Annotated in this window: 26 protein-coding genes and 1 tRNA gene; 12 read left to right on the forward strand and 15 right to left on the reverse strand. The window is 62.8% G+C overall.

The window, feature by feature from the left end; translation table 11 throughout:
• Positions 1 to 20: 20 nt before the first annotated feature.
• From HMPREF2604_RS00670 to HMPREF2604_RS00685, 4 genes are all read right to left on the reverse strand, one after another.
• Positions 21 to 1,472 (reverse strand): sensor histidine kinase, encoded by a 1,452-nt coding sequence (locus HMPREF2604_RS00670; RefSeq protein ID WP_070532342.1) that lies wholly within the window; start codon positions 1,470 to 1,472, stop codon positions 21 to 23.
• An 11-nt stretch (positions 1,473 to 1,483) separates the two neighbouring features.
• Positions 1,484 to 2,188 (reverse strand): response regulator transcription factor, encoded by a 705-nt coding sequence (locus HMPREF2604_RS00675; RefSeq protein ID WP_070522860.1) that lies wholly within the window; start codon positions 2,186 to 2,188, stop codon positions 1,484 to 1,486.
• 131 nt (positions 2,189 to 2,319) lie between these two features.
• Positions 2,320 to 3,102: a MerR family transcriptional regulator gene (locus tag HMPREF2604_RS00680; RefSeq protein ID WP_070562280.1), complete on the reverse strand. Its 783-nt coding sequence runs from the start codon at positions 3,100 to 3,102 to the stop codon at positions 2,320 to 2,322.
• Positions 3,103 to 3,235: 133 nt separating this feature from the next.
• On the reverse strand, positions 3,236 to 4,981 hold the full coding sequence (locus tag HMPREF2604_RS00685) for a pyruvate dehydrogenase (RefSeq protein WP_070522852.1): 1,746 nt from the start codon (positions 4,979 to 4,981) through the stop codon (positions 3,236 to 3,238).
• Between the two features lie 168 nt (positions 4,982 to 5,149).
• Here HMPREF2604_RS00685 and HMPREF2604_RS00690 point away from each other — a divergent pair, with 168 nt between their 5' ends.
• Positions 5,150 to 6,649, forward strand: coding sequence for an MFS transporter (locus HMPREF2604_RS00690; RefSeq protein ID WP_070562283.1), 1,500 nt, complete (start codon positions 5,150 to 5,152; stop codon positions 6,647 to 6,649).
• A complete protein-coding gene (locus HMPREF2604_RS00695; protein WP_070562286.1) occupies positions 6,636 to 7,163 on the forward strand; it encodes a TetR/AcrR family transcriptional regulator in 528 nt (175 codons plus the stop codon). The genes HMPREF2604_RS00690 and HMPREF2604_RS00695 overlap by 14 nt, the downstream gene beginning before the upstream one ends.
• 30 nt (positions 7,164 to 7,193) lie before the next feature.
• On the opposite strand, the gene HMPREF2604_RS00700 is transcribed toward HMPREF2604_RS00695, so the two are convergent.
• Positions 7,194 to 7,266, reverse strand: a tRNA-Thr gene (locus HMPREF2604_RS00700).
• Positions 7,267 to 7,452: 186 nt separating this feature from the next.
• Here HMPREF2604_RS00700 and HMPREF2604_RS00705 point away from each other — a divergent pair.
• Genes HMPREF2604_RS00705 through otsB form a run of 5 tightly spaced genes read left to right on the forward strand, consistent with a single transcriptional unit; the run spans position 7,453 to position 12,259 of the window.
• Positions 7,453 to 9,129 carry a threonine/serine exporter ThrE gene (locus HMPREF2604_RS00705; RefSeq protein ID WP_070562474.1) on the forward strand — a complete coding sequence of 559 codons (1,677 nt, stop codon included), beginning with the start codon at positions 7,453 to 7,455 and terminating at the stop codon, positions 9,127 to 9,129.
• A gap of 50 nt (positions 9,130 to 9,179) precedes the next feature.
• Complete coding sequence (locus HMPREF2604_RS00710; RefSeq protein WP_070522844.1) at positions 9,180 to 9,539, forward strand: hypothetical protein; 360 nt, start codon at positions 9,180 to 9,182, stop codon at positions 9,537 to 9,539.
• Positions 9,540 to 9,541: 2 nt separating this feature from the next.
• Positions 9,542 to 10,963, forward strand: a complete 1,422-nt coding sequence (locus HMPREF2604_RS00715; protein WP_070562289.1) for an alpha,alpha-trehalose-phosphate synthase (UDP-forming) — start codon at positions 9,542 to 9,544, stop codon at positions 10,961 to 10,963.
• Complete coding sequence (locus HMPREF2604_RS00720) at positions 10,960 to 11,484, forward strand: hypothetical protein (protein ID WP_070562292.1); 525 nt, start codon at positions 10,960 to 10,962, stop codon at positions 11,482 to 11,484. The genes HMPREF2604_RS00715 and HMPREF2604_RS00720 overlap by 4 nt, the downstream gene beginning before the upstream one ends.
• A gap of 31 nt (positions 11,485 to 11,515) precedes the next feature.
• Positions 11,516 to 12,259, forward strand: a complete 744-nt coding sequence (otsB, locus tag HMPREF2604_RS00725) for a trehalose-phosphatase (protein ID WP_070562295.1) — start codon at positions 11,516 to 11,518, stop codon at positions 12,257 to 12,259.
• Here otsB and HMPREF2604_RS00730 read toward each other — a convergent pair.
• Positions 12,256 to 13,341, reverse strand: a complete 1,086-nt coding sequence (locus HMPREF2604_RS00730; RefSeq protein ID WP_070522832.1) for a LacI family DNA-binding transcriptional regulator — start codon at positions 13,339 to 13,341, stop codon at positions 12,256 to 12,258. The genes otsB and HMPREF2604_RS00730 overlap by 4 nt on opposite strands.
• Positions 13,342 to 13,413: 72 nt before the next feature.
• Between HMPREF2604_RS00730 and HMPREF2604_RS00735 the strand changes: the two genes are divergently transcribed.
• Genes HMPREF2604_RS00735 through HMPREF2604_RS00750 form a run of 4 tightly spaced genes read left to right on the forward strand, consistent with a single transcriptional unit; the run spans position 13,414 to position 17,008 of the window.
• The gene (locus tag HMPREF2604_RS00735) at positions 13,414 to 14,517 is read left to right on the forward strand and encodes a metal ABC transporter solute-binding protein, Zn/Mn family (RefSeq protein WP_070562298.1); all 1,104 of its coding nucleotides are present in this window, start codon (positions 13,414 to 13,416) and stop codon (positions 14,515 to 14,517) included.
• Positions 14,518 to 15,219 (forward strand): metal ABC transporter ATP-binding protein, encoded by a 702-nt coding sequence (locus HMPREF2604_RS00740; protein ID WP_070562301.1) that lies wholly within the window; start codon positions 14,518 to 14,520, stop codon positions 15,217 to 15,219.
• Positions 15,197 to 16,159 carry a metal ABC transporter permease gene (locus HMPREF2604_RS00745; RefSeq protein WP_196189550.1) on the forward strand — a complete coding sequence of 321 codons (963 nt, stop codon included), beginning with the start codon at positions 15,197 to 15,199 and terminating at the stop codon, positions 16,157 to 16,159. The genes HMPREF2604_RS00740 and HMPREF2604_RS00745 overlap by 23 nt, the downstream gene beginning before the upstream one ends.
• A gap of 9 nt (positions 16,160 to 16,168) precedes the next feature.
• The gene (locus HMPREF2604_RS00750) at positions 16,169 to 17,008 is read left to right on the forward strand and encodes a CE1 family esterase (protein WP_070522820.1); all 840 of its coding nucleotides are present in this window, start codon (positions 16,169 to 16,171) and stop codon (positions 17,006 to 17,008) included.
• Positions 17,009 to 17,041: 33 nt separating this feature from the next.
• Here the strand turns inward: HMPREF2604_RS00750 and HMPREF2604_RS13415 are convergent, their stop codons facing one another.
• The 9 genes from HMPREF2604_RS13415 to HMPREF2604_RS00790 form a co-directional block, all read right to left on the reverse strand.
• Positions 17,042 to 17,323 (reverse strand): ATP-binding cassette domain-containing protein, encoded by a 282-nt coding sequence (locus HMPREF2604_RS13415; RefSeq protein WP_080550367.1) that lies wholly within the window; start codon positions 17,321 to 17,323, stop codon positions 17,042 to 17,044.
• Positions 17,324 to 17,628: 305 nt separating this feature from the next.
• Complete coding sequence (locus HMPREF2604_RS00755; protein WP_010188886.1) at positions 17,629 to 18,279, reverse strand: AAA family ATPase; 651 nt, start codon at positions 18,277 to 18,279, stop codon at positions 17,629 to 17,631.
• On the reverse strand, positions 18,276 to 19,010 hold the full coding sequence (locus HMPREF2604_RS00760; RefSeq protein ID WP_010188884.1) for an AAA family ATPase: 735 nt from the start codon (positions 19,008 to 19,010) through the stop codon (positions 18,276 to 18,278). The genes HMPREF2604_RS00755 and HMPREF2604_RS00760 overlap by 4 nt, the downstream gene beginning before the upstream one ends.
• Before the next feature lie 18 nt (positions 19,011 to 19,028).
• Positions 19,029 to 19,979, reverse strand: coding sequence for a 23S rRNA (guanosine(2251)-2'-O)-methyltransferase RlmB (gene rlmB / locus HMPREF2604_RS00765; protein ID WP_070562308.1), 951 nt, complete (start codon positions 19,977 to 19,979; stop codon positions 19,029 to 19,031).
• A gap of 59 nt (positions 19,980 to 20,038) precedes the next feature.
• Positions 20,039 to 21,460, reverse strand: coding sequence for a cysteine--tRNA ligase (gene cysS / locus HMPREF2604_RS00770; protein WP_070562311.1), 1,422 nt, complete (start codon positions 21,458 to 21,460; stop codon positions 20,039 to 20,041).
• A 371-nt stretch (positions 21,461 to 21,831) separates the two neighbouring features.
• Positions 21,832 to 22,032 carry a hypothetical protein gene (locus HMPREF2604_RS00775; RefSeq protein WP_141746401.1) on the reverse strand — a complete coding sequence of 67 codons (201 nt, stop codon included), beginning with the start codon at positions 22,030 to 22,032 and terminating at the stop codon, positions 21,832 to 21,834.
• Between the two features lie 28 nt (positions 22,033 to 22,060).
• Positions 22,061 to 22,552 carry a 2-C-methyl-D-erythritol 2,4-cyclodiphosphate synthase gene (gene ispF, locus HMPREF2604_RS00780; RefSeq protein ID WP_070562317.1) on the reverse strand — a complete coding sequence of 164 codons (492 nt, stop codon included), beginning with the start codon at positions 22,550 to 22,552 and terminating at the stop codon, positions 22,061 to 22,063.
• Positions 22,545 to 23,306: a 2-C-methyl-D-erythritol 4-phosphate cytidylyltransferase gene (gene ispD / locus HMPREF2604_RS00785; RefSeq protein WP_070562320.1), complete on the reverse strand. Its 762-nt coding sequence runs from the start codon at positions 23,304 to 23,306 to the stop codon at positions 22,545 to 22,547. Before ispD ends, ispF begins: the two co-directional genes overlap by 8 nt.
• Complete coding sequence (locus HMPREF2604_RS00790; RefSeq protein ID WP_070522798.1) at positions 23,278 to 23,862, reverse strand: CarD family transcriptional regulator; 585 nt, start codon at positions 23,860 to 23,862, stop codon at positions 23,278 to 23,280. The genes ispD and HMPREF2604_RS00790 overlap by 29 nt, the downstream gene beginning before the upstream one ends.
• 288 nt (positions 23,863 to 24,150) lie before the next feature.
• On the opposite strand from HMPREF2604_RS00790, the gene HMPREF2604_RS00795 reads away from it, so the two are divergent.
• Positions 24,151 to 24,726 carry a hypothetical protein gene (locus tag HMPREF2604_RS00795; RefSeq protein ID WP_070522795.1) on the forward strand — a complete coding sequence of 192 codons (576 nt, stop codon included), beginning with the start codon at positions 24,151 to 24,153 and terminating at the stop codon, positions 24,724 to 24,726.
• The last annotated feature ends 39 nt before the right edge of the window (positions 24,727 to 24,765 follow it).

Raw genomic sequence — 24,765 nt, forward strand, 5'->3', positions numbered from 1 at the left:
TGACTGCTACCTTTCGGCAGCTAGGAACTAGCTGCCGCCTTGGGCAGCTGGACGGTAAACACCGAGCCGCTGCCCAGCTCCGAATCCACGGAAATCGAACCGCCGTGCTGCTCCACGAGTGACTTCACGATGGCCAAGCCCAAGCCCGAGCCACCCGTATCGCGAGTTCGTGAGCTATCAGCACGGTAAAAGCGCTCAAAGATGTGGGCTGCATCTTCGGGAGAGATGCCCTTGCCATCATCGGCAACGTCGATAAGCACGTGCTCCTCGTCATCCCGCAACGTCAGCGTCACCGACGCCTCATCACCGCCGTGGCGGATGCCATTGGACACCAGGTTAAGCAATACCTGGTGCAAGCGGTCCGGGTCTCCGTTGACCATTGGAATCCCGGAGGCTTCGTTGTTGACGTTGATGGTGCGGCCAGAAAAAGCCGCGCGCGCCGAAGAACCCACAGAGAGCACGAGCTCCAACATGTCCACCTCACGCATGTCGAGGCGCGAGCCCTCTGCGCGCGTCAGGGCCAGCAGATCCTCCACCAACAGCGACATGCGCTTCGACTCAGCATCGATCTTGCTGAAGACAAACTCCGGGTCTTGGGTCGCCCCCGAACGGTACAGCTCCGTATAGCCACGCAGGCTGGTCAATGGGGTGCGAAGCTCGTGGGAGGCATCTCCGACGAAGCGGCGCATCTGTTGCTCCTTCTCCTGCGCATGGAGCACGGAGTTTTGCAACTGCGTCAACATGACGTTGAGCGCTGCGGCGAGCTGCCCCACCTCGGTGTGCAGCGGCCACTCAGGAACGCGTTTATCCAGGTTGCCCGCCGCGATCTGGGAGGCCGTTTTCTCCACCACGCGCAGCGGACGCAAGGCTCTGTGGATGAGCCACATGCCCACCAACGCGATGATGAGCATGACCAACGCCGCGATAATGACCTGGACAATGGCCAGGCCTTTAAGGATGGAGTTCTCCGTCGTCATGTCTTTGGCCACGACGACCACGGAACCATCCGATTTGAGCTTCGCCACGGCCCGCCATTCGGTTTCGCCTTGAACCGAGCGGACACTCGTGGGCTCGCCGCCGACGACCACCGAGCGGGCATCCGGCAACCCCGCCATCGGCCGCGTGGTTACCACGGAGCCATCGGGATAATACGCCAGTGCTACATAGTCCGTCGGGGGCCGGCGGCTTCCGTCCTGCGGGGTATAAAAGGCCGCGTCGAGGTTGCTGGCCCAGGAGCCAATCGCGTCATTGAGCTCCGTGTCCACGCGCGTGTAGAGAACGTTGCGCATAATCGATGACACCGCCAGGGAGGACATAGCCAGGCCCAAGCCCGAAACCAGAACCATGAGGACGAGCAGCCACGTGCGCAGGGGCAGCGCTTTAGGGCGTTGCATGCGCCGGCGCAGGGCGCTATTCCGCACCGAAGAGGATCCAGAATCCGAGCCCTGAGTGTTCGCGGGGGATTCGCTCATAGTGGATGAGCCTACGTGCGCGGTGTGCGCAGCACATAACCAACGCCGCGGACGGTGTGGATCAGCGGTGTATCGCCGGTATCAATCTTGCGGCGCAGGTAGGAGATGTAGGACTCGACCACGTTGCCATCGCCGCCGAAATCGTAGTGCCAGACGTTGTCCAGAATCTTGGACTTGGACAGCACCACCTCGCGGTTTTGCATGAGGTAGCGCAGCAGGTTGAACTCGGTGGGCGAAAGCTCCACGATCTCCCCGGCCTTGGTGACCTCATGGGTGTCATCGTTGAGAGTGAGGTCGGCATAGGTCATGGTGGCGCTGCCATCCTGATCATCCACCGCATTGCCGCGGCGCAGGATCACGCGCAGGCGAGTAATGACCTCCTCCAGGCTGAAGGGCTTGGTGACGTAATCATCCGCACCGATAGTCAAGCCATGGATGCGCTGATCCACACTGTCCTTGGCGGTGAGGTAGAGGACGGGGCCGTCGAGGCCTTCTGCGCGCAGCTTGCCCAGCAGCTCAAAACCGTCCATGCCCGGCATCATGACGTCCATAATGTAGGCGTCGGGATTGATCTCACGCGCGATGCGCAGAGCCTCGTTGCCGGAGTTGGCGCTGTGTACATCGAAGCCCTGAAACTTCAGGGAGACAGTAAGTAGTTCAACGATATTGGGCTCGTCATCGACGACAAGTACCTTGACGTCCTTTGAATCATCCATGGTCCCGCTTTGGTCCTTTCTCCGCTGTTCCTATGACTAGGTGGCGTGGGGGTTTCTCATTCAAAGTGAGAAGTATTGCACTACGCCTTCCCAGGGTACTGAGCGGAGTCTGGACGTGCGCTGTGAACAGATTAGTCCCACACGAGATTATCCAGATCTAGCCCTTCTGCCTGGGCTTGAGCCTCGATCAGCTGGCGCAGGTAGTCGGCGTTGCCACGGTAGGTCTCATCGAAGCGCGGATCCTCGCAATACATGCGCGCCAGGAGCACTTGCTTGGACCTCGACACCGGGTACCACTGGGCGATGAGAGCACAGTGCTTGTCGACGATCTCCTTCGCCTCCTCGCTGCCTGCCTCAAGTCCCGCTTTCGCGGCCTCCTCTAGCTCGGCCGCAAAGTGTTCATGCTCCACGGAGAATTCCTCCCAGTCTTTCTTCCCCATCGATTCCGCGACGGCCGCACTGGCCGCCCACTCTGTGCTGTCACCCCACTTCTCGTGGGCTTCCTCCTGCAACGTGGGCCATGCGTCACCCAGCTTCTTTACCTTTTGGCTCGCGCTAAGGTTCTGATCCATTTCGGTCTCCTTGATTAGTCGGTTCACTGCCTGCAGCATCGCGTCAACATCGGCGCGCCGCTTCCGCAAGGCAGCCTGCTGAGCACGGAGACGATCCACGGCGGACGCGGCGGGCGCCTGCAACAACTCAGCGATGTCCTTCAGCTCAATGCCCACGCTGCGATAGATCACAATGTCCATACCGCGCTGCAGGTCGTCTTCTGTGTAGAGACGGTGGTCTCCCACAGTGCGCCACTGCGGGCTCAGCAGCCCAATCTCATCCCAGTGCCGCAACGTTCGAGTGGTGACTTTGAGGATGGCGGCCACCTCACCAATGCTGTAGTCGCTGTAGTCCGTGCTCATGACACGAAGCTTAGAAGTTGACGTCGCGGCAGGTGCAAGCCGAGAACTCCCCGCACAGCAAACCCCCGCCTCCCCACGGCGAAAAGTATGCCGGAGGGAAGGCGGGGGTCACGGCCGAATGCCGAGAGTCCGCTTAGAAGTCCTGCGGGCGCGGGATGTTGCGCAGGTTGGACTTCGCCATGGTGAGCATTTGGCCCACGCCGCCGCCGAAGACGGTGCGGGTTGCCGCCTTGGAGAAGCCGAGCAGCTGCTCAAAGGTCAGTGTGGGTGGCAGGGAGAGGGCGTTGGGGTCGGTGACGACGTCGATAAGCGCAGGCCCGTCGTAGGCCAAGGCCTCCTTGATGAGGCGCGGCGCTTCCTTCGGGTCCTCGATGCGGAAGTGCTTGATGCCCGCGCCCTCCGCAATCTTGGCGTAGTTGACGTGCTCGTGGTCGGTCTCGTGCTCCGGGAGGCCCTGGACCAGCATCTCCAGCTTGACCATGCCGAGGGAAGAGTTATTGAACACGAACATCTTCACCGGCAGGTTGTGCAGCTTCACCGTGAGGAGCTCGCCCATGAGCATGGACAGACCGCCGTCACCAGAGAACGTAATGACCTGGCGGCCCGGGTTCGCCGCCTGCGCGCCGAGGGCCATCGGCAGAGCATTGGCCATGGTGCCGTGGCGGAAGGAACCAATCTGCTCGCGCTTACCATTCGGGGTGATGTAGCGCGCGCCCCAGACATTGCACATGCCGGTATCGACGGTGAAGATGGCGTCCTCATCGGCCTGCTGATCGATGAGATCGGCAATGTACTCCGGGTGGATCGGGGTGTGCTTCTCCACGCCGGAGGTATAGGCCTCGACAACGTGATTCAGCTTGTCGTAGTGCTTCTTGAGCATCTTGTCCAGGAAGGAGCGGTCCTTCTTCTCCTCCACGTGCGGCAGGATGTTCTCGATGGTGGCGGCAACATCACCGGTCACCGGGTACTTGATGCGGGTGCGGCGGCCGATGTGGGAGCCGTCGATGTCAACCTGCGCCACGTTGGCATCCGGCAGGAAGTCGTTGTAGGGGAAATCCGTGCCCAGCAGGATGAGCAGGTCTGCTTCGTGGGTGGCCTCGTGGGCTGCACCATAGCCGAGCAGGCCGGACATGCCGACGTCGAAGGGGTTGTCGTACTGGATGTACATCTTGCCACCCAGGGCGTGGCCGATGGGGGCCTTGATCTTTTCGGCGAGCGCGAGGACCTGCTCGCGGGCGTTCTTCACGCCGGCGCCGACGAAGAGGGCGACGGTCTTGGCCCCATTGATGGCCTGGGTCAATGCGGCGGCCTCGGCAGGATCCGGGAAGACGACCGGGCTGCCAGCGGAAATAACAGAGGAGGTGAAGGTATCATCCTCGGCCTCCTGCGTGGACACATCGCCCGGGATAACGAGGACCGACACTCCCTTGCCCGCCATGGTGCTCTGGATGGCGTGGTGCAAGACCACGGCACCTTGGTCAGCGGAGTTCACCATCTCGCAGTAGCTCGAGCACTCTTGGAAGATGGCCTCCGGGTGGGTCTCCTGGAAGAACTTCGAGCCGATCTGGCGGGAAGGAATGTGGCTGGCCAGGGCGAGGACCTTGGCGCCGTTGCGGTGGGCGTCATAAAGTCCCTGAATAAGGTGCGTATTTCCCGGGCCGCAGGATGCGGCGCACACGGCAAGGTTGCCGGTGGTGAGGGAATCGGCCTCCGCGGCAAACGCTGCGGCCTCCTCGTTGCGAACGTGAACCCACTCGATGGAGGACTTCCGCACTGCGTCCACGATGGGGTTGAGGGAATCGCCGACGAGGCCGTAGATGCGCTTCACACCCTGGGCTTCCAAGGTTTCAACAAGTTGTGTGGCGTAATTGCGTGCCATGATTTACCTCTCTAACTTTTGCCGTTAACGGCCCCAGTGTCCCCCCTTTAAGGCGCGTTTCGCCACCATAAAGCTGACTTCTCACGTCCTAGAAACTTTGTGACTGCGACAACAACTCGACCTTCTAGGCTTTGAAACTGTAACGACCGTTCGCTATAGTTTCGAACCATGTCAGACCTCCACGTGAAAGCCTCCGCCGAATCCCTCCGCGCCTCCGCTACGCGCCGGTGGACCTTTTTTGGCGTCATTTCCCTGGGCCTGCTCATGATCGGCTTAGACAACTCAATCCTCTACACCGCGCTACCGGTGCTCTCCGATCAGCTCCACGCCACCTCGCTGCAGCAGCTGTGGATCATCAACGCCTACGCGCTCATGCTGGCCGGCCTCCTGCTGGGAACCGGCACGTTGGGCGATAAAATCGGGCACCGCCGCATGTTCGTCATCGGCCTGTGGATCTTCGGCATCGCATCACTGGCCGCAGCGCTAGCGCCCGGCGCGTGGGAATTAGCCGCGGCTCGCGCCTTTTTGGGCCTCGGGGCCTCCATCATGATGCCCGCGACCCTCGCTCTCATCCGGTTGACCTTTGAGGATGAGATTGAGCGCAATACAGCCATCGGCATTTGGGGCTCCATCGCCGTCGTGGGTGCGGCGGCCGGCCCCACGGTGGGTGGCTTCTTGCTGGAGCATTTTTGGTGGGGCTCGGTCTTCTTGGTCAACGTGCCCATCGTCATCATCGCGCTCATCCTCACGGCCTTCCTCGCCCCGCCGAATATGGCGAACCCGGCGAAGCACTGGGATTTCCTCTCCTCGCTGTATGCGCTCATCACGCTGGCCTCGCTGATACTCGTCATCAAGTCGGTGGCCAGCGCCCACCTCAACGCCATGCTCATTGGCGGCGCGCTAGCCGCCTGCCTCATCGGTGCCATCCTCTTCACCCGCCGCCAGCACAAGCTGGAGGAACCACTCCTCACCTTCGATATTTTCCGCTCCCCCATCTTTAGCGGCGGCGTCTTGGCTGCGGCGGGCGCCATGTTTGGCATGGCGGGACTAGAGATGACCACGACGCAGAAGCTCCAGCTGGTGGACCTGTATTCCCCGCTTCATGCCGGGCTCATCATTTCCCTCATCGCGCTGGCGGCGCTGCCAATGTCCGCGTTGGGTGGTGCCAACCTCCACCGTTGGGGTTTCTTGCCGATCATCGCCGGTGGCTTCCTCTTCATGGCGGCGGGCATCGGCTGCGTGGTGTGGGGCGGCACGCACGACATCTTCCCCGCATACCTGGCGGGCCTATTCATCACCGGAATCGGCGCGGGACTTGTCATGTCAGTCTCCTCCACCGCCATCATCGGCGCCGCCCCCGCCTCGCGCTCCGGCATGGCCGCCGGCGTGGAGGAGGTCTCTTATGAATTCGGCACGCTGCTCTCGATTGCGATCACCGGTTCCGTACTCCCCATGGTGTACAAGAGCGGTCTGCCCGAAGACGTCCAAGACCTGGGCATGGAAGCGCTCCACAACTCGGCGCTCGCGGAGGTTGCCGGCCCCGCCTATACCGACGCCTACCTGGCCACCGCCGCAGGACTCGGCGTAGTCATGCTCGTCTTCGCCGCGGTCACCGGCTGGTGCTTCCGCACCAACCCCACGTCAGGAGGTGCCGATGCCTCGCACTAGTAAAAAGGTCGAAGCGCTCGACATGGCGCTCACCATCATCGAGAAGGACGGCGTCCACGCGCTCACTTATGATTCCTTGGCCACGGCCACGGGCATGAGCAAGTCTGGGCTCATCTACCACTTCCCTTCCCGGCACCAGCTGCTCATAGACTGCCATTCGTTGTGCGCGGAGCGCTGGGAGGAGGAGCTTATCGCACTCTCAGACGGCAAGACGGCCGAGGAATTAAGCCCGCGCCAGCGCTACCGTGCCGCGTTGGAATCAATGGGCAAAAATGATCCGCTCATTGAGCTGCTGATGTCCATCCACGCGCAGTCACATCCGGATTTTCAGAAGGTGTGGAGGGATGTCGACGAGCGTTGGCTCCCCGATCCCGCCACGGAGGATGAATCCGTGGCGCTCGCGATGGTGATAGCGAACGGCCTGTGGGTCCATGATCACCTCACCGAACGCCCCCTGCCACCGCAGCGACGCCGGGCGCTTATCGACGTCGCCCTAGGCCACCTCGCCGACTAAGAAAAATGGGCTTTAAAAAGGCCCTCTTTGAGCTGGAGACGAGACTTGAACTCGCAACCTACGCATTACAAGTGCGTTGCGCTACCAATTGCGCCACTCCAGCACCGCGGCTAATCCGCTAGAGGGCATCGTACCTGAGACCACCCCTCGGAAGGAAAGCCAGGGGGCTTGCGCTGCGAAAAAGCGGGTGCGAGGACCCCGAAAAGCACTGGCAGGTGCATAAATCGGCGGCAGTTACTAAAGTGCTGACTTACCGAACCCAGAAGTGTTGATGAGGTCTTTCTTTTCCGTGTCTGTTCTTTCTTCCTTGCGCCAGCGCCTGCTGTACCGTTCGGCCCCCGTCGCCACCATTGACGCCGCGAAGGCCGCACCACCGCCCTCCCCTCTTGCCCCGGTCGATCTCACCGACCCGGCCCAGGTCACGGGCGTCATGGAGATCGCCGCGCGCGTCGGGGAAATCCTGATTGCGGCTGGCTCCGCCAATACCGACGTCCAGGCGCAGATTCACCTCGTCGCATCCTCTTATGGTCTGCACTACTGTCACGTGTCCATCCTGATGAACACGATCACTATCCACACGGCTATCGGCACGGGCCCGGACCGGCGAAACCTCCACGTCTTCCGCGTGGCGCCGAGCATCGCTGTGGACTTCACCAAGCTGTCCGCCGTCGACCGCCTCATCCGCTCCATCCACTCCGGTGCCACGCCGCCGGCCATGGCGGAGAAGGTCCTGGATGATATCGACGCGATGAAGAACCCTTATTCCACGACCACCATCGTCAGCGCCTGGGGCGCCATGGGTGGGTTTATCGCCGTCATGCTCGGTGGTGATCTCCTCGTCGGCCTCATCACGTTCCTCATTTCGGCTCTCATCATGGGCACGAACATGTTCCTGGCCGGGTACCGCTTGCCGCCCTTCTATCAGAACCTCGTCGGCGGCCTGCTTGCCGTTGTCCCCGCGGCCATTCTCTACAACGTCTTCGCGGGTTTTGGTATCCACATTCTGCCTTCCCAGATCATCGGTTCGGGCATCATCGTGCTGGTGGCGGGACTGACCTTGGTGCAGTGCCTGGTGGACGGCATCACGCGCGCGCCCGTGACTTCCTCCGCCAAGTTCTTCGAGGCCCTCATGTCCACCGGCGCCATCATCGCCGGCGTGGGCCTGGGTATCCAGGTTGCCTCATGGGTGGGCTTTAGCCTGCCGCCGCTGGCGACGCTCGCGCCACCCGTCTATCACCAGATCCCGCTTCTGGTGCTGTGCGGCGGAATCGGCTCCGCCGCCTTCGCGTTGGCCTTGGGGGCATCGTGGTCGGAGGTCACCATCTCCGGGCTCACGGCGGCCGCCGGTATGGTTTTCTACTACTTCCTCGTCGTCTTTTTCGGCGTTGGCGCTGTCGTCGCCTCCGGATTCTCGGCCGTGGCGGTGGGCCTCGCGGGTGGTCTCCTTTCCCGCCGCTACATGATGCCACCGCTCATCACCATGATCGTGGGCTATACCCCCATGCTGCCGGGCCTGACCTTGTACCGCGGCATGTATGCCATGCTCAATGAACAGCTCATCACCGGCCTGACCAACCTGGCCAGCGCCCTTGCCATTTCCGGCGCGCTCGCCGCCGGTGTGGTCTTTGGTGAGCGCGTCGCCCGCCGCCTGCGCCGCCCGCAGTACTTCCGGCCTTATACCGCCTTCAAGCGCCTGGGAACCTTTTCCTTTTCGCGGGCCACCCGTTTGGCGCAGCGAGCACGCATCCCCCGCGTGCCCATGTCCCCCTTCGCACCGCGCCACAACCTGCCGGCCCCGCCGCCGCAGTATGGCCCCAAGCCACCGACGCCCGCGCAGCAGGCGCGCTTCCAGCAGGGCGATGCCGTCACGGACATGTGGCCCGTCACCACGGAGTTTCCAGCGCAGCGCCCCACCTACACGGTGCCCGGCAAAGATGACCCGAGCGCCCCATCGGCGTCGCAATAGCGTAGAATAGCCGGTCTGAAAGCTTTCACACTTCATCCCAGGAGGACTCCGTGCCACCAAAGGTCACAGATACTCAGCCAGCGGCTGACCAGACTCATGCAGTAGAGGAAGAGACCGCCCGCTCCGCGCGCCGCGTCGTTGCCACCTATGCGGAGGATTTCCTTGACGGCGTGACTCTTATGTCGATGCTGGGCGTCGAACCGGAAGGCTTGGTGCACCGCAAGGTCTTGGCCGAGCAAGCCGATGCTGCTCCAAAGAAGTCCAGCAAGAAGTCAACGAAGAAGGCCTCCAAGAAGTCCAGCAAGAAGGCGACCAAGAAGGCTACGAAGAAAGCCTCAAAGAAGGCGACTAAGAAGAGCACCAAGAAGTCGACGAAGAAGGCGTCTAAAAAGTCCGCGAAGAAGGCCTAGCTATGTCCGGGCGCAGCAATAGCTTCGTAGTCGTGGCCAACCGCCTGCCGGTGGACCTCGAGACCTCCGCCGACGGCACCCGTGAATGGAAGGCCTCCCCCGGCGGTCTCGTCACCGCGCTTTCCCCTGTCTTGGAAGAACACCAGGGCTGTTGGGTGGGTTGGCCGGGCGTGGCCGACGAGGCCCCTGAGCCTTTCACCACCGACAACGGCGTCCTGCTTCACCCGGTACGCCTCACGCAAGAGGATTATGAAGCCTTCTACGAGGGCTTTTCCAATGCCACCCTGTGGCCGCTCTACCACGACCTCATCGTCACCCCCGTCTACAACCGCGATTGGTGGGATGCTTACCGCGAGGTCAACCTGCGTTTTGCCAACGAGGTAGCGGCTGTCGCCGCGGAGAATGCCACGGTGTGGGTTCAGGACTATCAGCTGCAGCTCGTGCCCGGCATCCTGCGCCAGCTGCGCCCCGATCTCACCATCGGCTTCTTCCTCCACATCCCTTTCCCCTCCCCGGATCTCTTCCGCCAGCTGCCGTGGCGTGAGGAGTTGGTGCGGGGGCTTCTCGACGCCAACCTGATCGGCTTCCACCTCGAATCCAACGCCCGCAATTTCCTAGAGCTCGCCCGCACCCAGGGCCTGAAGGTCGAAGGTGAAGTGAGCACCCGCGCGGTCACCGCGCGCATCGTGACCAGTAGTGGGCATTCCGTCGGAATCGGTGCCTTTCCCATCTCCATTGCGGCGGGTGAGTTCGCTGAAGGCGGTGATGCGGGGGACATCGCCCAGCTACGTGCGGAGTTGGGTAACCCCACGCACGTCATTTTGGGAGTCGACCGCCTCGACTACACAAAGGGCATCCTGCAGCGTCTTACTGCCTTCGAGGAGCTCCTCGAAACCGGGGCGCTGGACCCAGAAGAGGTGACCTTCGTGCAGCTGGCCACGCCCTCGCGCGAGCGCATCGACCACTACCGCGCCACGCGCTCGAAGGTGGAGGAAGCCGTAGGCCGCATCAATGGGTGCTTCGGGCGCCTCGGTGCGCCGGTGGTGCACTATCAGCACAGCTCCGTTCCGAAGGAGGTCCTGCGCCGCTACTACAGGCTCGCGGACATCATGCTGGTCACGCCATTTAAGGACGGCATGAACCTAGTGGCCAAGGAATACGTGGCCTCCCACGGCGATGGCTCCGGCGCGCTCGTGCTCTCCGAGTTCGCAGGTGCGGCGGCAGAGCTTACTCAAGCTAACCTGTGCAACCCCTTCGACATCGAATCCATCAAGCGCGCCCTGCTCTCCGCGGTCAAGGCGCTGGAGGAATCGCCTGAGACCATGCGCGAGCGCATGACTGCCATGAACGAGCAGGTGCGCCAGCATGATATCGCTTTGTGGTCGCAGTCCTTCCTCGGCGCGTTGGATCAGGAGGAAGCATGATGCGACGCCGCCCCGCCGCAGCGCTCACCGCTGTGCTCACCTCGGCGCTGCTCGCAAGTGGCCTCACCGGGTGCGGCTCCGCGGACGAGGAGCCCACGCCGCGCGGCGATGATCGCATCGTGGGCAAGGATTGGCAGGTCATCAACCTTTATACCTCCCCGGACGCGCCATCCTCCCTCCCAGCCGATACCGCGCAAGTGCCGCACATGAGTTTCGGTGAGCACACTGCCGTGGGCTCGACCGGCTGCGTCCCCTTCACCGCCGAGGTCTCCTTCCACAAAGGGAACAAGGCCTCCACGATCTGGGAGGGTGACGTGATGAGGGTAGAAAAAGCCACCTACGAGAGCCCACCGAACGGTGAAGACTGCGAGGGCTCGGTCAGGTGGGCCGATTCGCTCATGCGCAACCTCATCGCCGAAGGCCATGAATTCGGCTTTGCGCTTAACCCCAACAACCAACTCGTATTGACGCTGCGCACCGACAAAGTGGATTCACCGATCATCCGGATGGCTTCGCTGTAGCCCTGAAGTTTTCAGCGCTAGGGTGGGGAGCATGATTGATGCTCTCGCCTCCGCCGAACGCCTCGCGGTTGTGTCCGATTTTGATGGCACCTTAGCGGGCTTCGCGCGCAACGCGTATGACGTAAAGCCGGAGCAGCGCTCACTCGACGCCCTGGCCACCCTAGCGGAGCTCCCGAACACCACCGCCGCGGTACTCTCCGGTCGGCATCTCGAAGGCTTAAAGCGGGTTTGCCCGCTGCGTGAACCGGTACTTTTGGGCGGCTCGCATGGCGCAGAGTCCTCTTGGGAGGATTCCGCCCTCACTCCGGAGATGGAAGCTCACCTGGCGAAGAAAGAAGCAGAACTCAAAGAAATCATCGCGCGCCACCCCGGCGCGGAACTGGAGGTCAAACCCTTCCAGCGCGTGCTGCACCTGCGGACGCTAGAGTTGCAGGATCCTGACGCGGCGGCCGCGGCCTATGCAGAAGGCGAGGCTCTCAGCGCCGATGGCTTCCCTAAGACTGCGGGCAAGTGCGTCGTCGAATTTTCCGCTACGCAGGCCACGAAAGGCACGTGGCTTGAGAAGCTTCGCCAGCGCGTCGGCGCCACGGCGGTGGTCTTTTTAGGGGATGACACCACCGACGAAGACGGCTTCGCCATGCTCAACCAACCGCCGGACCTCGGCGTCAAGGTCGGTGAGGGCGCAACGCAAGCGGCGCTACGCGTGCCCGATATCGCGGCGGTGACGGAGTTCCTCGAAGAACTCGCCGCCGCCCGCGCGCAGCACAGCGCTTAAGCCCCAGCCGGGGCCACGGTCCGCCCAGGATGGAAGGTGGTCTCCAACAACGCGCGCGGTACGTCGCCGCGCCCATCGATGAGACTGGCCAGCATGCGCCCGGCTGCCGCCCCCTTCTCCTTATTCGGCTGTACGACGGTACTCAGTCCCAGCGCTAGGGCCGGCGCGATGCCGTCGAATCCGGTGACGGAAAGCTGCTCGGGCACAGCAATTCCATGATCGCGGGCATAAGCTATCACGCCGAGCGCCATCGAGTCCGTCGTGCACAGCACCGCGGTGAGTTCGGGGTGGGCGCTCAGCAACTCTTCGGCTGCCGCATAGGCGGTGCGCGGGTCGTTGATGTGGCGCGTCACCACGGGGATATCTGAAGGATCGAGGCCCGCCTGCGCGAAGACGTCCAGCGCCCCCAGCACGCGCGAGCGCTGGACGTGCATGTCCGCCGCGGCGAGCTGTTCGGCCGTCACTTCGCCGTCGAGGCGCTCACGGTGCAGGCGGATGGTGAGGATGCCGATGCGGGTATGGGAGGCGTCGACAAGCGCCTGCGCCGCCGGGGCGATCGCGGCGCGGTCGTCGATGCCCACGAAGGGCAGGCCCGAATCCGTGGGCTGGTCACACACCACCACCGGCAGACAGCGACGGCGCACGGCCTCCAGATAAGCATCGCCCGCCGCCACGGAATAGACCACGAAGCCATCAACCGCCGCCGACCCTACGAGTTGCGCCGCCTGGGCATCGTTGGGGGCGCCCACGGTATCCGGGCCGGCGGGAATCAAGGTAAGGGTCGTGCTCGCCCCCGCTGAAGCCTCCGCCATCCCGGCGAGGAAGTCCACGGAAGCCATGTCCTCGAAGGCATAGGACAGGTGCTCGGTGAGCAGGACCCCCAGCGACCCCTGGCGGCGCGTGCGCAGGCTGCGCGCGGTGGGATCCGGGCCGGTGTAGCCGCGCTCGGCCGCGGCAGCGAGGATGCGCTCGCGGGTGGCAGGCGCCAGCTGGTCCGGGCGGTTATACGCGTTGGACACCGTGGTGGGCGAAACCCCGAGTTCGGCAGCCAGGGAGGCCAGCGTCGTGCTGCGTTTGGACATGACGGTAACACTACCCGTTTTCAACTCATTATCATTTGACAACAATTTTCACTAAAGCGTAGAAATAGGGACATGACCACTTCCCACTCACGCCGTGCTTTCCGACGTCCCACCGCCCTCCTCTTCGCTGCCACCCTGGGCGCCGCCACGCTAAGCGCCTGTTCCGCCAGCGGCGATAACGCCGATGGCGGCTCGGATGCCGGTGCTGATAAGGAAACCATCCAGGTCGTCGCCTCGACCTCCATCTGGGCTGATGTGGCCCAGGCGGTCGTCAACACCGCGCAGACCGACGTCAACATCGACGTCCACCCCATCGTGAGCGGCAATGGCGTGGACCCCCATCACTTCGAACCCACCGCGGCCGACATCGCGCGCGCTAACGACGCCGACGTCATCATCGCCGGTGGCGGCGGCTACGACGCATGGCTCTACCAGGCAGTCAAGAACCAGGACGAGATCATCCACGCCCTGCCGCTGACCGCGCATGACCATGGCGATCATGATCATGGAGAAGAACACGACCATGCGCACGAGGAACACGCGCATGACCACGACGAACATGGTCATGACGAGCATGACCATGGAGAAGGTCATGATCATGACCACGCTCACGAAGGCGAAACCGTGACCATGGACGAGGCCAAGAAGATCGCCGCCGAGCACCCCGAGCAGATCACCAACATCGATGGCAACGAGCACGTGTGGTACGACGCCGCGGCCATCGAGAAGGTGGCGACCGACGTAGCCAATCTCGTCAACGAGGCCAACCCGGAGGCCAAGGCCACCGCCGATCCTCTGGTCGAGCGCGTGGAGGGCCTGAAGGCACGCATCGAGAAGCTCCCGCAGCACAACTACGCGCAGACCGAGCCCATCGCGGACTACATCTTCAAATACACCGAGAGCACCGACGCCACCCCGGAGGGCTACCGCAAGGCCACCGTTGCTGAAGGCGAGCCCACCGCCGCCGACCTGGCGCACTTCCTCGAGGACATCAAGCAGGACAAGATCGACCTGCTCATCTTCAACCCGCAGACCGAAACCGACATGACCAAGCGCATTCGCACCGCCGCCGAGGACAAGAACATCCCGGTGGTAGAGATTGGTGAAACCCCGCCGGAGAAGACCAACTTCCTCGACTACTACGAAGAAGTCGTCAGCGCACTCGAGGCCGCATAAGTGCTCATTTCCTTTAAGAATGCCGCAGTAGAACCACTGTGGTCGGATATGAACCTCGCCGTAGACCGCGGCGAGTTCATCGCCGTTTTAGGCCCCAACGGCGTGGGCAAGTCCACGCTGCTGGGAACTATCCTGGGTACCCGCCAGCTCACCGCGGGCAGCGTGGACGTCGCGTGCCGCGTGGGCTTTATCCCACAGCAAAGAATGTTCCCCCAGGACCTGCCCCTGCGCGCCCGGGATCTGGTGTCACTGTCCCTCGCCCACGGCACCCTGCGCAACCGACGGCCTGCTCGGGGCCGCGTCGACGAGCTCCTCGCCGAGGTCGGCGCCACCGGAATTGCCAACCGCCGCGTGGGCCAGCTCTCCGGCGGCCAGCAGCAGCTCATCCGCCAGGCGCAAGCCCTCGCCAACGACCCAGAGCTCATCCTCGCGGACGAGCCGCTATTGTCCTTGGACCCGGCACGGCAACAGGCAACCGTCGCCAAGCTCGACGCCTGGCGCCACGAGCGCGGCACCTCCGTGTTCTTCGTTACCCACGGCATCAACCCGGTGCTGGGCGTGGTGGATAAGGTGCTCTACCTTGCGCCCAATGGTCACATGTTCGGCACGGTCGATGAGGTCATGCGCTCCGAGGTGCTCTCGGAACTCTATGGCTCCACCGTGACCGTTCTCAACGTCGATGGGAGGCTCATCGTTGTCTAGATTCATCGAAGATACCCAGTACCTGCTGGGCGTTGATTTCGTGCAATCCTCGCTCATCGCCTGCGCGCTGCTGGGAATCCTCTCCGGAGTGATGACCTCACTCATCGTCCTGCGCCAAATGTCCTTCTCCGTGCACGCCACCTCTGAGCTCGCGCTCATGGGCGCGGCCGCCGCCCTGCTGTTCGGCCTCAATATCGGCTTCGGCGCGATTGCCGGCGCCATCGTCGCCGCCATCATCCTGGCGGTGCTGGGACTGAAAGGCCAACAAGACAGCGCTATCGGCGTGGTCATGAGTTTCGGCCTGGGACTCTCGGTTTTGTTCCTGCACCTCTACCCCGGCAACGCCAAAACCGCGATGACGCTCCTAACAGGACAGATCGTTGGCGTCTCCTCCGCTTCGGTGTGGCTGCTCGCCGCCACGACCGCCATCATCGTCGCCGTGGTGGCGTTGTTCTGGCGCCCGCTGCTCTTCGCTTCTGCGGATCCCGTCATGGCCCAAGCCGCCGGCGTCCCGGTGAAGTCACTGGCGGTGTGTTTCGCCATCCTCGTTGGTCTGACGGCCGCGCAGTCCGTACAGATCGTCGGTTCCCTACTCGTCATGGCGCTGCTCATCACCCCGGGCGCAGCGGCAGTACAGATTACCTCCTCCCCGCTGCGCGCGGTGGTATGGTCCACCGTCTTCGCGGAGGTCTCCGCCGTGGGCGGCCTGGTCCTCTCCCTGGCGCCGGGCCTGCCCGTCTCGGTCTTCGTCACGAGCATCTCTTTTGTTATTTACCTGGTCTGCCGCGGCATCGGCTGGGCTCGCAGCCGCAAGGCCGTCCGCGACGACGTCGCCGCCCGCCGCGCCTCCCAGGAACACTTCCGCGCCGCCACCGATCGCGCCGACGCCGAGACACACCACACCTCGACGCACGATGAGCACTGCGCGCATCAGGATTAGGCTAGATGCGTGACTTTGGAACGCCGTAGCCTCGAATTACAAGACCGCACCCGCACGTACCTCGTGTACCGCCCGAATGATGACGTCGAGCGCCAGAGAGACCTCCTCCTGTTCTTCCACGGCTCCCTGCAATCCGCGAACGTCATCCGCCGCTTCACTAACGGCACGTTCGATGACCTCGCCACCCGCCACGGCATGCTTGCGGTCTACCCCACCGGCGTGGAACAGCACTTTAACGATGCCCGCGCCACCCTGCCCGTCGCCGCGCGCGAGCTGGGCATCGATGACGTCGCCTTCACGCGCGCCATCCTCGACGAGCTGCGCGCGGAGCAGGAGATTAGCCGCGTGTTCCTCTGCGGCTTCTCCAACGGCGGGCAGATGGTTATCCGCTTGCTCTTCGACGCCCCCGGGCTTGCCGATGCCGCCTGCATCTTCGCCTCCACTCTCGGCGCCGGCGCCAACCATGCGCCCACCAATCCGGACTCGGCGTACCAACCCACCCCGGTCATGTTCGTCCACGGCACGGGCGACCGGCTCGCGCCCTATACGGGCGGAACGGCGGGCATTGACCCGAAGCGCACCCGCGGTGCCGTCACCGGCGCGCAGGAGAACGCCGCACGCTTCGCGGAGCTCAACCATGCCGCCGGCCCAGAGCGCACCCACCTTTTCCCCGACACCGTTGTCGACCGCTGGGAGCCGGCAGACGCCACCGGCGCGCCGGTCGAGCTCGTGAGCGTCGAGGGCATGGGCCACGTCATCCCGTCGGGCAACGAGCTGGACCCACGCCTGGGTAAAAACACGGATTCCTTCATCGCTGCCGAGCTCGTGGAGGAATTCTTCGGGCTCTAGACTGCGCGTGCGCCCCATCGTGTCTCACTCCACTCAGCCCCAACCTCGGGTCGAGGCCGTTCGTAGGTGAGCGTCGAGAAGCAATAATTGTGGATTACCGACCAGTGCTTTGGCGATTCCTAGACGCTGTTTCATACCGAGCGAAGCATGCTCGCAGGAAACACTGTGGTGCAATGAAAGGCCTACAAGGGATAAAAGATCCTTCAGTTCATCATTCAGTGAACCTTGTTGTAGTGGTCGGCAATGTCGTTGACGATCGCGTAGAGGTCGCGTTCCATCGCGTAGGTTTTCTTTTCTCGCGTACTGACTAATCACACTTGCGACCCATTGTTATCTAGAGAATTATTACGTCCCAGCGTGATGTTGCACACGTCTGTGCATGTATGCACTCTCGATGTCACGGTTTGCTGGCGAAGATTCTTCAAGTTACCCGCAGCTGAATCTGTACAAGGTGAAAACGGCAGGCAAAGGACCGAGTTGTCCTCGTCTCTAAGCCGTGGAACCCCAATCCTCCAGAACCTTGTATTCGGCACACGCACGCAATCTGAATGTTCAAGATGTGAAGTACTGGCCAGCAACCAAGAAGTAAAGATCGCCATCCAGCTTTCTCGGCCCTGAATCTAGCATCCGGAGGCGTAGAGAAACTCACGCAACGACTGAAACGCCAGCGTCTGTGTCACGTCGCGCAGCTCAAGGAAGAACCCATCTTCTGTAATTTCAACAATCCGCGCACCGGGGATGGCTGCCACAATCGGCGAGTGCGTCACCACGATGAACTGCGCACCCGCCTCCGCGGCGCGATGGATTTCCGCCATGAGCGTCATCTGCCGCACGAGCGAAAGCCCAGATTCCGGCTCGTCGAGGATGTAGAGCCCGCGCCCATCAAAGGAACGCTGCACGACGTCCATGACGGACTCGCCATGCGACATCGCGGTCGAACCAACGTTGTAGTGCGCCTCCGCTCGCAGGAAGTAGCCGTCCTTGGGCGCGGTACCTAGCCGCAGGCTCGCCCACCTCCGGAGGGGATTGATGGGACCGGCGGAGCGCTGCACACCCCATATCCCACCGCGCTCAGGAAAGCCGTACTCGAAGGCAATGCCCTCGGCGAGCGTCGACTTTCCTACCCCGTTGTCCCCGGTCAGCACGGTCACCGGCGCACGCAGGTCCAGTCCTTGGCGTCGCAGCGCCACGAAACCAGGAACGGAGGACACCCACTCAGGTCCGTGGCCGCCGTCCAGCGCGGCATAGGCGTCGACATAGAAGTCTCTCATTCGCCCTCCCCAATAAGAAACGCGGCGGTTCCCAATGGATCGGCAAGGAACTCGCGCGCGGCGTGGACAGCTTCCGTCGCTTCGGGAGCGACGGGCGCAATCCCCTTGTCGCCGAACGCGTAGACGGTCGCGCCTTGCATGCTGAGGAAGACTGGCGAGTGCGTCGCGAGGATGACCTGCGCGCCCTGGGCGGCGAGGCGCTCGAGCTGCGTGACAACCTCGACCTGCCGGGGATAGGACAAGCCGTCTTCCGGCTCGTCGAGAATGATCATTCCGTCAGAATGGAAGCGTCTCTCGACGAGGGCGAGCAGACCCTGGCCGTGGCTGAGAAACGGCAGGTCACTGAGCGGATCGGGATTCTCCGGGCTGTGGATCTGGTGGTGATACTCGCTCAAGTTGAGGAAGGTCTCGCCGCGCAAGAAGTACACGTCGCGCGGGTTGTGCGCCCGCGAGCAGATGAGCCACTCGGGATAGTCCTCGTCGCCGGTGGCAAACCGGGCGTGGCGCGAGCCGCCCTCGGGATTGACGCCAAGCCCCACGGCGATGGCCTCGAGCAGCGTGGATTTTCCGGCGCCGTTATCCCCCACGACGACGGTCACGGGCGTAGGCAAACGCAAGGCGCCGCCGGGCAGCGCTGCGATGAGCACGCCCAGGCGGCGCATGTGTTCCGGCACGCCGGGCAATCCCTCCCCAATAAGCTCCGGGGCGGGACGCACACTCGTGAGGAACATGGCGACGAAAGCGTGAGCCTACTTCTGGGCCGCGCGACGCTGGCGGGCGAACTCGGAAAGCACCGCACCTGCCGCCACGGAGGCGTTGAGGGATTCAACCCAGTCGGTCATGGGGATGGACATGATGGCATCGCAGTTCTCGCGGACGAGGCGCGAAATGCCTTTGCCCTCAGAGCCGATGACGATGACAACGGGGTCGGTGCCACCGTTGTAAGTATCGAGGGTGTGCTCGCCTCCCGCATCCAGGCCAACGACCTGGTAGCCGGCTTTCTGGAATTCCTGCACGGTGCGGGTCACGTTGGTCACGCGCGCGACAGGCAGGCGTGCTGCGGTACCGGCCGAGGTGCGCCAAGCCACCGCGGTAACGGAGGCCGAACGGCGCTCCGGGATGATGACGCCGTGGCCGCCGAAAGCAGCGACGGAGCGGATAACCGCGCCGAGGTTACGGGGATCCGTAATGTTATCGAGGATGACGAACATACCCGGTTCCTGAGCATCGCGGGCCCGATCCATCAGGTCATGAACGTCGGCATACTTGTACGGCGGGATCTGCAGGCCAATGCCCTGGTGCATGCCGTTGCCGGTCATGCGATCCATCTCGTGGCGCTGGACCTCAAGAATCGGGATGTTGCGGGTATTGCACATGGCCACTGCCTCCGACAGGCGGGCATCATTACGCGTGCCCTGCACGATGTAGAGGGAGGTAGCAGGCACCTTGGCGTGCAGGCACTCGATGACCGGATTGCGGCCAACGACCATCTCCGCGGTCTCCTTGTGGTGGCGGCCCGAGTTGCGGCGTTCGCGCTCCAGCTTCGCCTTGTGCTTGGCGTGGTAGACGCGGTCCTCCGCCTTCGGCGTGGGCCCCTTGCCGGCTAGGCCCTTGCGGCGCTGACCGCCAGAGCCCTTCGTAGCGCCCTTCTTATTCGTCTTGCGGATACCTGCGCCGCCGCGGCCATGGGTACGTGCCATAATTCTTCTCCTTATGTTGTCCTCGGCTTCTGTGCTGTCCTAGGCCTTTGCCAAGGACGTTAATCCGCCAAGGACCAGGTGGGGCCGTCGGCGGTGTCGGTGATGGTAATACCCGCGGCTGCAAGGCGGTCGCGCACAGCGTCCGCAGTAGCCCAATCCTTTTCTGCGCGGGCGGTAGTGCGACGCTCCAACTCGGCTCGGACGAGGACGTCCAATGCCGCATCAGCGCCGCTTTCTTCGCCACTATCTTTCCACTGTTCATCGAGTGGATCAAAGCCAAGAACCGCAGCCATGACGCGCACCGCCCCGGCAAGGCGCTCGGCTTCCTCACGGTTGCCTTCTCCCAGCGCCTTATTGCCCGCGCGCACCGTGGTGTGGATTTCCGCCAGCGCCTTCGGGACAGCAATGTCATCGTTCATTGCGTCCTCGAAGGCCGCGGTCCACTGGCCCTTCTCGACGCCCTCGAACTTGCCCACAAAGTCCTCAATACGACGGTAGCCCGCCGCGGCCTCGGTCAGCGCTGCCTCAGAGTATTCGAGGACCGAACGGTAGTGCGCGGAACCCAGGTAGTAGCGCAGCTCCACCGGGCGGACGATATCCAGCATGTTGGCAATGGAAAGCACGTTACCTAGGGACTTGGACATCTTCTCACCGGACATGGTCACCCAGTGGTTGTGCATCCAATAGTTGGCAAACCTATCGCCGGCCGCATGGGACTGTGCAATCTCGTTCTCGTGGTGCGGGAACTGCAGGTCCAGGCCGCCGCAGTGGATATCGAACTCGCTACCCAGGTAGTAGGTGGACATGGCCGAGCACTCCAGATGCCAGCCCGGACGGCCGCGCCCCCAGGGAGTGGGCCAGGACGGCTCGCCCGGCTTAGCCGCCTTCCACAGGGCAAAGTCCTGTGGACTGCGCTTGCCAGCGTTGTCTGTTTCGCCCTGTTCCATCTCCTCGACGCGGTTGCCCGACAGCGCGCCGTAATCCGCCCCTTCCGTGGCATTCCACGCGGCGACATCAAAGTAAACGGAGCCAGCCTCATCGTCCTCCCCCGCTGGGCCCCCAGGCACGGCGTAGGCGAAGCCGGCGTCGATAAGCCTCTGCATGTACTCCACCATCTGGGTCACAAAACCCGTCGCGCGCGGCTCCACAGAGGGCGGCAGAACGCCCAGGGTGTTATAGGCCTTGGTGAACTCGCGCTCATAGGTGGATACCCACTCCCACCAAGGGCGGTCATTCTCGGCTGCCTTGGTCAAGATCTTGTCATCGATATCAGTGACGTTGCGCACGAGTGCCACGTCATAGCCCTGTGCAAGCAGCCAGCGGCGCAGGATGTCAAAGGCAACGCCGGAGCGCAGGTGCCCAATGTGCGGCTGGGACTGCGGGGTGGCACCACACAGGTAGATCGACGCATGGCCGGGACGAACCGGCTCGAACTCACGTTGGCTGCGGGTGGCGGTATCAAAAATGCGCAAAGTACTCACCCGGCCCAGTCTAATTGACCCCTTGATAGGATTTCACCACGGCCGATAGTCACACGGAGCAGGACTGGGCGCAGTGCCTGTCCATTCAACCCGATTTAGGTCGCGGATGGATGAGCAACGTCACTTTTAACACTGATACCTGGCGGCTTACAGCAGCGTGATGGGATTGTTCCGCACTCAATTGACCTAAGACAGGAAGGCGTCCCGTAAAAGGCATCTGTCACAAGGCATCTTTGGGTCCAAAAACGCCATCTGCCACGAATAAATGGCGTTTTCAGCCGTGAAAACGCCATTTGACTGATGCCTTTTGTCAGACGCCCTTTGCCAGATGCCTCTAGCACGTCGACGGAGGCACGCAACTGTTCACGGAGCTAACGGTAAAGCATAAGCTCGACGCGCCTGAGCTCGTCATATAAAGCGCGCTCCGCTTTCGAAAAGCGACCGGACTCTGCAAGCATCCGCAAATCTTCAGAGCTAAGGTTTTCACCAACCGCAGCTTCCAAGGCGTGCAGGAGTTCGTCGTGCCGAGCACGAAGTGCCTCGGTATTGGTAATTCGCATTGTCAAAGCCACAGCGTCCTCCTTTTCTGATGACTTTACGTTAGGAATTGGGAGCGCGCCAGACCACGGCGGTGGCCACGGCTGCGCGGCCCTCCTTACGGCCGGTGAAGCCGAGGTGATCCGTCGTCGTGGCCGAAACAGACACAGGGGCGCCGAGGATGTCACTCAGCACGGACTCGGCTTCCTTCCGCCGCGGTCCCATCTTGGGGCTCTGCCCAACCAACTGTGCGGCGGCGTTGCCGATAATGAAGCCTTCCTTCTCCAGCAGCTCGCGGCACTCGCGCAGCAGCTGGGCACCGGAGACCCCGTCGTACTCTGGCCGGCCCACGCCGACGAAGGAGCCGAGGTCGCCGAGGTTGGAGGCGGAGAGCAAGGCGTCGACAAGCGCGTGGCTCACCACATCACCATCGGAATGGCCCTCGCAGCCATCCACGTCCTCGAAGAGGAGACCTGCGATCCAACAGGGTTTTCCGGGCTCGATCTGGTGGGCGTCGGTGGCGATTCCCACGCGCGGGATAATCGGGTTAGTCACTAGGCACCTCGAAGATGGTCGGTTCGGCCTCATCCGTCACGGCCTTGGCCAGGACGAGGTCAATGGGGGTGGTGATCTTGAACGCGAAGGTATCTCCCTGCACGGTCTCCACGCGCTCGCCGTGCCATTCCATGAGGCTGGCGTCATCCGTGGCGACGAAGTCAGGGTCCTGCGCCCAATAGTCTAGGTTGGCGCGGCGCAGCGCGGCCAGGTTAAAACCCTGCGGCGTTTGCACAGCGCGCAGACGGAAACGGTCTGGGGTGGACAGGACCGTCTGGCCCTCCACCTCTTTGATGGTGTCTGCCACGGGAAGGACCGGGATGACTGCGGTGGCGCCGTCGAGCACGCGCTTGGCGACGCGCGCGATCATCCCCGGCGGCGTCAATGCCCGGGCGGCGTCGTGGATGAGCACCACGGCGTCCTCCTCCGGGATTGCTTGCAGTCCCGCCCAGACGGAATCGGCGCGCTCGCCCCCGCCGTGGACGATGCGAATGGGTACGTCAGAATCGATGCGGCCGAGGATGCTGGAGGCATAATCTTCCATGGCCGGGCTGACCAGCACGATGATCTCATCAACGAATTCGGAGGTGATCATCGCCCGAACGGAGCGCTCCAAGAGGGTGCGCCCGCGTAGCTCCACGTAGGCCTTGGGAACGTCTGCGCCGAGGCGTGTGCCCTGCCCGGCAGCCGCGACGAGAGCAATGACGCGGGGGGTGGGCTGGTCCTTAGTCTTCGTCGTCGAAGGAGAGGTCATCGAGATCGACGTCATTGTCAATGTCGGTGGTAATGGACTTGTCATCCACCAGGCCAGCGGCGCGGTGACGCTCGATGGTGGCGTTGATTTCCTCCATCATGGTGTCAGCCTTCTTCTCATCAACCGGCTTGGCCAGGGAGAGCTCACCGACCAGAATCTGGCGGGCCTTGGCCAGCATGCGCTTCTCACCAGCGGACAGGCCGCGGTCCTGGTCGCGGCGCCACAGGTCACGCACAACCTCGGCCACCTTGTTGATGTCGCCGGAGGCGAGGCGCTCCTGGTTGGCCTTGTAGCGGCGGGACCAGTTGCCGGCTTCCTCAACGTCTACTTCGCGCAGAACGGAGAAGACCTTCTCGAGGCCTTCCTTGCCCACGACATCACGCACGCCGACCATCTCAACGTTCTTGGAAGGCACACGGACCACGAGGTCGGACTGGTTGATTTGGAGAACGAGGTATTCGAGCTCCTCGCCGCCCATCTCCCGGGTTTCAATCGCCGTAATCTTGGCGGCGCCGTGGTGGGGGTAGACGACGACCTCTCCGACCTTAAATTCCATTGCCACTCCTTGTGAAGCCTTTGAGACGGTGCCCATCGTGTGCTCTCGGCGTACTCTCGGTGGGCCGCATATACAGGGAATCTATTCTAGCACGCAGCCATCGTGCCCCGCTCCCCCGCCCGGGTACCGCCTGCCCGCCGCCTTACACCACGGTGACGCCCCATAGAAAGCTCGGCTACCCCCGGTCTACCCAAGGGGTTTGCTGGAAACTGTGTGCTTTCTACCCAGAGGTACTAGGCTAAAGCGTTGATAAGCTTTGTGATCGCAATTCAATGGAGGACACTCACAGTGCAGTCCCTGAAGTCCGCCGCTCGCTGCGGTGCCATCATGTCAGTTACCGCCCTCTCCGCGCTGGCCTTGGCGTCCTGCTCGGCCGGTCATGTTGCGCAGACCGCGGAAAAGGTGATTGCTGTCGACGGCGCATCCGCAAGCTCCGAAGATGGAAAGGTGGCCGTACGTGACGTCACCATTCAGGTTGAGCCGGACACCGGTGAGACCTCCCTCAAGTTCGTCGCCGTCAACCAGGGCTACAAGGTCAACGACGTCGTCCTCGAGTCCGTCAGCGTCGACGGCCAGGATGTTCCTCTGGAGGGCGTCGAGCCGCTCCCCCGCGATCATTCCCTCTTTGCTGATTCCCAGACGAACCTGGACCGCCTCCCCAAGGACGGCAAGGATGAGAACATCACTTATGTGACCACCTCCCTGGAGAACGAGGACTACGCCTTCGGCGGCTCCCGCCCGGTGACCTTCACCTTCAACACCGGCACCATTGAGGTTGACGCCACCGTGTCCGCCTCCCCGCTGCAGTCCGGTGACTTCGACCGCGACCCGCAGTCCACCGAAGGCTACGCTGAGAACAAGTAAGCCTTTTCCTCAAAGCGCAACCGCCCCAGCTGCCAAAGT

Source organism: Corynebacterium sp. HMSC055A01, assembly GCF_001809405.1.
Classification (GTDB): Bacteria; Actinomycetota; Actinomycetes; order Mycobacteriales; family Mycobacteriaceae; genus Corynebacterium; species Corynebacterium hesseae.

What these genes read in the sequence shown, in the direction of transcription:
- HMPREF2604_RS00670 (WP_070532342.1), bottom strand. Translation starts at nt 1,472, where the DNA reads ATGAGCGAATCCCCCGCGAACACTCAGGGCTCGGATTCTGGATCCTCT.
- HMPREF2604_RS00675 (WP_070522860.1), bottom strand. Translation starts at nt 2,188, where the DNA reads ATGGATGATTCAAAGGACGTCAAGGTACTTGTCGTCGATGACGAGCCC.
- HMPREF2604_RS00680 (WP_070562280.1), bottom strand. Translation starts at nt 3,102, where the DNA reads ATGAGCACGGACTACAGCGACTACAGCATTGGTGAGGTGGCCGCCATC.
- HMPREF2604_RS00685 (WP_070522852.1), bottom strand. Translation starts at nt 4,981, where the DNA reads ATGGCACGCAATTACGCCACACAACTTGTTGAAACCTTGGAAGCCCAG.
- HMPREF2604_RS00690 (WP_070562283.1), top strand. Translation starts at nt 5,150, where the DNA reads ATGTCAGACCTCCACGTGAAAGCCTCCGCCGAATCCCTCCGCGCCTCC.
- HMPREF2604_RS00695 (WP_070562286.1), top strand. Translation starts at nt 6,636, where the DNA reads ATGCCTCGCACTAGTAAAAAGGTCGAAGCGCTCGACATGGCGCTCACC.
- HMPREF2604_RS00715 (WP_070562289.1), top strand. Translation starts at nt 9,542, where the DNA reads ATGTCCGGGCGCAGCAATAGCTTCGTAGTCGTGGCCAACCGCCTGCCG.
- HMPREF2604_RS00720 (WP_070562292.1), top strand. Translation starts at nt 10,960, where the DNA reads ATGATGCGACGCCGCCCCGCCGCAGCGCTCACCGCTGTGCTCACCTCG.
- otsB (WP_070562295.1), top strand. Translation starts at nt 11,516, where the DNA reads ATGATTGATGCTCTCGCCTCCGCCGAACGCCTCGCGGTTGTGTCCGAT.
- HMPREF2604_RS00730 (WP_070522832.1), bottom strand. Translation starts at nt 13,341, where the DNA reads ATGTCCAAACGCAGCACGACGCTGGCCTCCCTGGCTGCCGAACTCGGG.
- HMPREF2604_RS00735 (WP_070562298.1), top strand. Translation starts at nt 13,414, where the DNA reads ATGACCACTTCCCACTCACGCCGTGCTTTCCGACGTCCCACCGCCCTC.
- HMPREF2604_RS00745 (WP_196189550.1), top strand. Translation starts at nt 15,197, where the DNA reads ATGGGAGGCTCATCGTTGTCTAGATTCATCGAAGATACCCAGTACCTG.
- HMPREF2604_RS00755 (WP_010188886.1), bottom strand. Translation starts at nt 18,279, where the DNA reads ATGAGAGACTTCTATGTCGACGCCTATGCCGCGCTGGACGGCGGCCAC.
- HMPREF2604_RS00760 (WP_010188884.1), bottom strand. Translation starts at nt 19,010, where the DNA reads ATGTTCCTCACGAGTGTGCGTCCCGCCCCGGAGCTTATTGGGGAGGGA.
- rlmB (WP_070562308.1), bottom strand. Translation starts at nt 19,979, where the DNA reads ATGGCACGTACCCATGGCCGCGGCGGCGCAGGTATCCGCAAGACGAAT.
- ispD (WP_070562320.1), bottom strand. Translation starts at nt 23,306, where the DNA reads ATGACCTCTCCTTCGACGACGAAGACTAAGGACCAGCCCACCCCCCGC.
- HMPREF2604_RS00790 (WP_070522798.1), bottom strand. Translation starts at nt 23,862, where the DNA reads ATGGAATTTAAGGTCGGAGAGGTCGTCGTCTACCCCCACCACGGCGCC.